Raw genomic sequence first — 6864 nt, 5'->3', positions numbered from 1 at the left:
CGGCGGACTTCTTCAAAATACACCGCGTCAATGCTGCCTACGGTCTTCTTTATTTCTGATAGACATCTCTTAAAGCGTAAATAATGCATTTCACCGACTTCAAAATATCGGGGGTGAAAATTCATGACACCACTGATGATGTGACCATCAGCACTACAAATAGCCCAGCCAGTCTTGCTACCTAGATCAAGACAGAGAATGGTTTGTGCATGCGTGATCATAATCCCCCCCCCTTAAGACTCTACGTATTTATATGTGCGCTATGACGGAGCGCGTAGTTATAAGTTTTAAAATTGGATTAACTCAATTCAGACACACACTGCATGCATCATCTATTAATTCGATTTCTTCTTTTCTTTTTTCGATGAGTTTATCCCTTAAGAGATCAAGCTTACTTTTGACTAAGACTGTAAACAAGATCAGCTCATTTAAACGATAAAAAGATAACAACTCTTGAGAAAAATAATTATCAAACCAAGTTGTGAAAGTTTGCGTAAACACAGATAAAAACCATTGATTAAAATCATCGTACGGAAATAACGGAAAATATTTTCTATCATCACGCGCAAAGATACTATGCAGCATATAGACAAGACAACCTGTTGATGAGGGATCTATCCTTATTTCAAAAGATGCATCTTCAGGCGAACGGACACCATAATATATGGTTTCCTGTCCAATCTTATTAACAAGATCAATCAACAGGACTTTGTTTATAGTGATCTGTGGGACATCTATCATCTCTGATCTTTCTTCTTTAAGAGTGTGAAGGGTAAATATTGGAGGCACTTTTTATCATTGATTTAACATAGAGCCATATAACGATGTTTTTTAGAGTGCTTCATTATTTTGCGTAAAAAAACTTTAAGAGTGTTTCACCTTTTTCACAAAAGCTACAGAAGAGAAGGATAAAAGGAATTGAACGTATAGCTGAAAAATAGCACTTTGATATTTTTTTGCGAGATTTTTTGGTAAGAAGCAGAGAAAAAATTCTTATCTCCGCTGAGTTTCTTTGGTTTATAAATGAAAATATGTGAAATATTAGAGAGAACCAGTGGATCAAAGCTTTTAAAACACTCTTTGATATGGAGCTATTTATCATTCACAATAAAGAGCTCCAGTAAAGTAAGGCTTGATTGATTTTTGGTTGTATTTTTTTTAGTTTATACGCTCATCTATAGGAACATATTCACGCGCTGCATAACCTGTATAGAGTTGGCGTGGTCGGCCAATTTTTTGCGCGCTATCCTCAATCATTTCTTTCCATTGCGCGACCCAGCCAACACTGCGTGCTAATGCAAAAAGAACAGTAAACATTTCAGTTGGAAAGCCTAGAGCTTTTAGTGTAATGCCAGAATAGAAATCGACATTCGGATAAAGCTTTTTTTCAACAAAATATTGATCATTCAGGGCAATTTTTTCAAGTTCTATGGCGATATCAAGAAGTGGATCATCTTGAATATTCAGTTCTTTTAAGACTTCATGGCAGGTTTGTTGCATGATTTTTGCACGTGGATCATAATTTTTATACACTCGATGACCAAAACCCATAAGGCGGAAGGGGTCATTTTTATCTTTTGCACGTGCAATGAATTCAGGAATTCTCTCAACGGAACCTATTTCTTGCAGCATTTTTAAGCATGCTTCATTTGCTCCACCGTGCGCTGGTCCCCAAAGGCATGCAACACCTGCTGCGATACATGCAAACGGATTAGCTCCCGATGATCCAGCAAGACGTACTGTGGATGTAGAAGCATTTTGTTCATGATCTGCATGAAGGATAAAGATTCGATCCATAGCTCGAGTAAGCACGGGATTGATTTTGTATTCTTCACAAGGAACAGAAAAACACATACGGAGGAAATTAGCAGCGTAACTAAGATCATTACGTGGATAAACGAATGCCTGCCCAATACTATATTTATACGCCATAGCAGCAAGAGTTGGAACCTTTGAAATGAGACGAATAGAAGCGATCATTCTCTGTTGAGGATCTGTAATATCAATGGAGTCGTGGTAAAATGCCGACATAGCCCCAAGACATGCAACCATGACGGCCATAGGATGAGAGTCACGACGGAAACCGTGGAAGAATCGTGCAAACTGCTCATGTACCATTGTGTGTTGCATAATACGACGATCAAAATCGATTTTTTCTTGTTTTGTTGGGAGTTCACCGTAAAGTAAAAGATAGCAGCTTTCGAGAAAGTCTCCTTTTTGAGCCAGTTGGTCAATAGGATAACCACGATAAAGCAATATTCCTTTGTCACCATCAATATAAGTAATTTTTGATTCACAAGAAGCGGTTGAGGTAAAACCAGGATCATAAGTAAAAGTATCTGTTTCTTTATAGAGAGAAGCAATTTCGATGACGTCAGGACCAACAGTGCCTTTACGCATGGGGAGTTCTATTTTTTTACCATTCACGGTAATATGTGCTTTATTCTCAGACATTAGATATTCCTTTCAGATCCTTCGCACTAAAAATCAAGATGCCGCTATCAGATAGGCAGGTATATAACGGAAGCTTTTCTAACTATGTTGAGGGTAGATTTACTCTAAAAGTTGGCTTATGCAATCTAAAAATACTTTTTGTTTGCAATTTCATCAAATATATAGCTCGACACCTTAAGGTAGAAGATAATTTTCAATTTGTATCGAGACATCTATACTTATATACTTAAGCGCCCATTCTTCAAATCTACTAGGTCTAGGTACATATATTTAGCTTGTGGTTGTGATAAGTTGGTCATTGATGCGGTTGAGAGATTCATCCCGTCCCAATAAAACCAGAACATCAAAAACTCCTGGTGATGTTGCTCGTCCTGTGAGAGCAGCTCGAAGTGGTTGAGCAACAGCTCCTAATTTGAGATCTTGTGTCTGTGCATAATATCGAAGAGTTTCATCCAACGTTTTTGCATCCCAAGAGGGGCAGTCTTTCAGGGCAATATAGATACCTTCTAAGATAGCTTGGCCATTTTGGGCTAAAAGCGCCTGTGCTCTTTCATCAAGAAGCAACGGCCGTTGCGCAAAAATGAAGGAGGCATTGTCGATGAGTTCGCAGAGTGTTTTAGAACGTTCTTTTAAATGTGGTATAGCTGCTAAAAATTGATCACGGCGTTGTTGATCAAGTCTTTTAATTATTTCTAATCCACCTTCAATTTCTGGCAAAATATTAAGAGCAGCCTCAAAAAGCTCTTGATCTGGGCTCATACGTATATAATGTCCATTGATGGCAGCGAGCTTTTTGAAATCAAAACGAGCCGCACCTTTATTGATATCATCAATATCAAACCAAGAAATCATATCTTCGATTGAAATCAATTCTTCATCGCCATGACTCCAACCTAGACGAACGAGGTAATTGCGCAAAGCAGCAGGAAGGTATCCCATTGCTCGATAGGCATCAACACCTAAGGCGCCATGACGTTTTGATAGTTTTGCACCGTTTTCACTGTGGATAAGTGGAATATGCGCCATAACAGGGATATCCCACCCCATTGCATTGAAGATAATTGTTTGGCGGGCTGCATTTGTAAGATGATCATCACCGCGTATGATATGTGTCACGCCCATATCATGATCATCAACGACAACAGCATGCATATAGGTAGGCGAGCCATCGGAACGCAAAATAATAAAGTCATCCAGATCTTTATTAGGGAAGCGAACATCACCTTGGACTCGATCATGCACAATGGTTTCTCCATCTTGTGGAGCTTTGATACGAATAACAGGTTTTACACCTTTAGGAGCTTCAGAAATATCACGGTTGCGCCAACGTCCATCATAACGTGGTGGACGGCCTTCTGCGCGGGCATTTTCACGCATTTCAGCTAATTCTTCAGGTGAAGCATAGCAATAATAAGCTTTGCCGTTTTTTACCAATTGTTCAGCAACTTGGCGATGACGTTCTGCGCGTTGGAATTGCGAAATAGGGGCACCGTCATAGCTAAGCCCCATCCAGTGCAGACCATCTATAATAGCTTTCACGGCTGCCTCTGTTGAGCGCTCTCGATCTGTGTCTTCAATACGGAGCAGCATTTTCCCACCGGTATGTTTTGCGTAAAGCCAATTAAACAGGGCTGTACGGGCACCTCCAATATGCAGGAATCCTGTTGGTGAGGGAGCAAAACGAGTAATAACAGACACGGATATCTTCCTTTAAATTTAAGACATTACTTATGGAGCTTTATGGAAGGCTTATGTTAGCATAGGTGAGAGAGTGTGCAAGAGCCGCTTTGCAAGTAAAGTGGGGGGGCGGATGTTAAATAAAAATAAAGTTAAGGATGATTTATCAAAAAGATTTTTGTTAACAAGAAAACAATTAGGTCTGATATGGCAGGATGCGCTCTCAGCTTTTGATGGTGCAAAGAATATTGGCTGTAACGCAAAAAGAATTTTTCTATTTAGTTCTTTAAAAAAAGCAATCATTTTTTTCTGGGAGTGGTTTGTAGATTGTATCAATAAAGAAATTTCTTTTGGACTTCTTTTTTCGTTGATTTTAGTATTTTTTTCCACAGGCATCATCTTTTATTTCAATTTAGAGCGAGAACCAAGTTGGGGGCAACTTGTTGTATTGGTGAGTGTATTCCTTGGAATATTGTATATTTTACGTTTCTATCGGGGAATATGGATTATCGTAGGATTGCTGTGTTGTATTGTATTAGGCGCTTTAGCTGCAAAAATAGAAACGTGGCGTATATCTACACCAATGTTAAGTGGTGATGTTGTCACAACATTAACGGGAAGAATTGTTTCTATTGAGTCAATGCAAAGAGGGGGATTTCGTTTAGTTCTGGATATTTTGAGAATAGAAAAGCCAGCATTACGTCATGGGCCTCATCGTGTCCGTTTATCGGCAAGGCATTTGCCATATGGAATAGCGATTGGCGATGGGCTGCATGGGAAGGTCAAGATTCGTGCATTATCTGGGCCTGTGCGTCCTGGGGGATACGATTTTAGTTTTCATAATTACTTTAAAGGGATTGGTGCTCAGGGAATTTATTTGGGAAAACCAATCAAAGTATCAGTTCCGCGGACTGATACAATATTGGGTAGTGTTCTACAGAAAATTGAAAATTTACGGACGAATATGACTCAAAGAATCAGTATGGCGCTTGACGGCGAAAAAGGTAGTGTTGCGGCGGCTCTCATAACAGGACAGCGAGGTGGTATCTCAAATAACACAAATGAAGCATTACGTACTGCTGGATTAGCGCATATTTTATCAATATCAGGTTTACATATGGCTCTGTTGAGCGGTATGGTTCTTGTTATTATCCGTAGTTTTTTAGCACTTTTTATAGTTTTCTCATCCTATTATTCTGCTAAAAAGTTTGCTGCCATTGCTGCATTAATGACCACAGCTTTTTACTTGCTATTATCAGGTGCAGCTGTATCAGCGCAAAGAAGTTTTGTGATGATTGCTGTTATGTTGGTTGCTGTATTATGCAATCGTTCCGCTATAACAATGCGTAATTTTACTATTGCGGGTTTGATCACTTTAGCTATTAGTCCCCATGAAATATTAGGCCCCAGCTTTCAAATGTCTTTTTCCGCCACTGCAGCTTTGATTGCTTTTTTTGATTGGTGGAGTGGTAGGTTATCTTCTCGTATAAGAAAAACAACTCCATTCTATGTTGGAGGGAGAGTCATTCATTTTATCTTCTTATCGGTGGTTTCAACATGCGCATCTTCCTTTGTAGCGGGTGCTTCGAGTGGAGTCTACGCTGCTTATCATTTTTCCAATATTGCATTTTTTAGCATTATCAGCAATGCTTTAGCTTTGCCTGTTATATCAATACTCATCATACCTTTTGGATTAATAGCGGTACTCGCAATGTTGGTGGGGTTTGAATGGTACCCTCTACAAATTATGGGTTTTGGTATTGATCTTGTCACAAAAATTGCTCACGCTATAAAGGCCATTTCCCCTGATCTGAATCCTGGATTTATGCCGTTATCTGCGTTGGTTTTATTGAGTGTAGGTTTGATTGGCCTGACTTTTTGCAAAACATCCATCAGATTCTTTTTTAGTCTGTTTATTTTAGTTGGTATTTACGTTTGTTTGGTGCACTCTCCCGTACAACTCATTATAGCAGATAATATGAATCTTGTGGGCGTCATCAATGAGAAAAAACTCTATATTGATCGTTATCATATTTCTAGGTTTACAACATCTATATGGGAAAAATCGTTTCGCGTGAATGAGACGATCAAGCCAACGCAATACGGACCTTCGTTGAGTGGGCAATTCGTTTGTGATAACCATGTTTGCACGTCTCTATTAGAAAATGGATTAAAAGTCATTGTTTTGCATGAAAAAACAGATCAATGCGTAGAAGCAGATATCGTAATTAAAACATTTGCAATGAGCGATCAAATATGCACAAAGAAGGTACAAATAACATTTACGCCTCAACAATTGTTATTACGAGGAAGCGTTATGATGACCAAAAGCGGAGATATCATGTGGTCTTCTATGGGGGCCTATAGACCTTGGAATATACACAGGCAATATTCACAAAAAATGCATAACTAATTGGAGTTTTCTCAGGTCTCTAGGTTTACAACATTGCAGGCACAAAAAAATAGGAAACAATAGGAACATTTTTTGATTATACTTCATTTTTTCATAATGCTGTAAAGGTATCAATTTTATCAGAAGCAACCAATTGTTAACAGTTTTCGAAAAAGAGATATTTTTTGATGTTTGAGTAATTAATAATTTTGCAGATTGAGCATGGGATATATAAATAAGTTTTAAAAGAGCAAAATTATTAATTATTCTATTTTATTATTATAGTTTAATAAATATTTTTTCAGCAAAAGATGGTAAGTAAATTTATGGCGAATGGAGGC

General features: G+C 38.4%; 4 protein-coding genes and 1 pseudogene. 1 reads left to right on the top strand and 4 read right to left on the bottom strand.

Going from position 1 to position 6864, the window contains the following annotated elements; genetic code table 11:
• The 4 genes and pseudogenes from ABD915_RS06315 to gltX form a co-directional block, all read right to left on the bottom strand.
• Positions 1–221, bottom strand: a pseudogene (locus ABD915_RS06315) (hypothetical protein); the annotation flags it as partial.
• Between the two features lie 82 nt (positions 222–303).
• Positions 304–741 carry a hypothetical protein gene (locus tag ABD915_RS06310; protein ID WP_345116656.1) on the bottom strand — a complete coding sequence of 146 codons (438 nt, stop codon included), beginning with the start codon at positions 739–741 and terminating at the stop codon, positions 304–306.
• A gap of 417 nt (positions 742–1158) precedes the next feature.
• The gene (gene gltA, locus ABD915_RS06305) at positions 1159–2454 is read right to left on the bottom strand and encodes a citrate synthase (protein ID WP_345116655.1); all 1296 of its coding nucleotides are present in this window, start codon (positions 2452–2454) and stop codon (positions 1159–1161) included.
• 270 nt (positions 2455–2724) lie between these two features.
• Positions 2725–4152 carry a glutamate--tRNA ligase gene (gene gltX / locus ABD915_RS06300; protein ID WP_345116653.1) on the bottom strand — a complete coding sequence of 476 codons (1428 nt, stop codon included), beginning with the start codon at positions 4150–4152 and terminating at the stop codon, positions 2725–2727.
• 112 nt (positions 4153–4264) lie between these two features.
• Here gltX and ABD915_RS06295 point away from each other — a divergent pair, with 112 nt between their 5' ends.
• A complete protein-coding gene (locus tag ABD915_RS06295) occupies positions 4265–6544 on the top strand; it encodes a ComEC/Rec2 family competence protein (RefSeq protein WP_345116652.1) in 2280 nt (759 codons plus the stop codon).
• Positions 6545–6864: the final 320 nt, after the last annotated feature.

The sequence above is a fragment of the Bartonella jaculi genome (assembly GCF_039543045.1).
In the GTDB taxonomy this organism is placed as follows: Bacteria; Pseudomonadota; Alphaproteobacteria; order Rhizobiales; family Rhizobiaceae; genus Bartonella; species Bartonella jaculi.
The sequence above is the reverse complement of the archived record's forward strand: the minus strand, read 5'-3'. Positions and strand labels throughout refer to the sequence as shown.

Coding starts and splice junctions, on each gene's coding strand:
- ABD915_RS06310 (WP_345116656.1), bottom strand. CDS start 741: ATGATAGATGTCCCACAGATCACTATAAACAAAGTCCTGTTGATTGAT.
- gltA (WP_345116655.1), bottom strand. CDS start 2,454: ATGTCTGAGAATAAAGCACATATTACCGTGAATGGTAAAAAAATAGAA.
- ABD915_RS06295 (WP_345116652.1), top strand. CDS start 4,265: ATGTTAAATAAAAATAAAGTTAAGGATGATTTATCAAAAAGATTTTTG.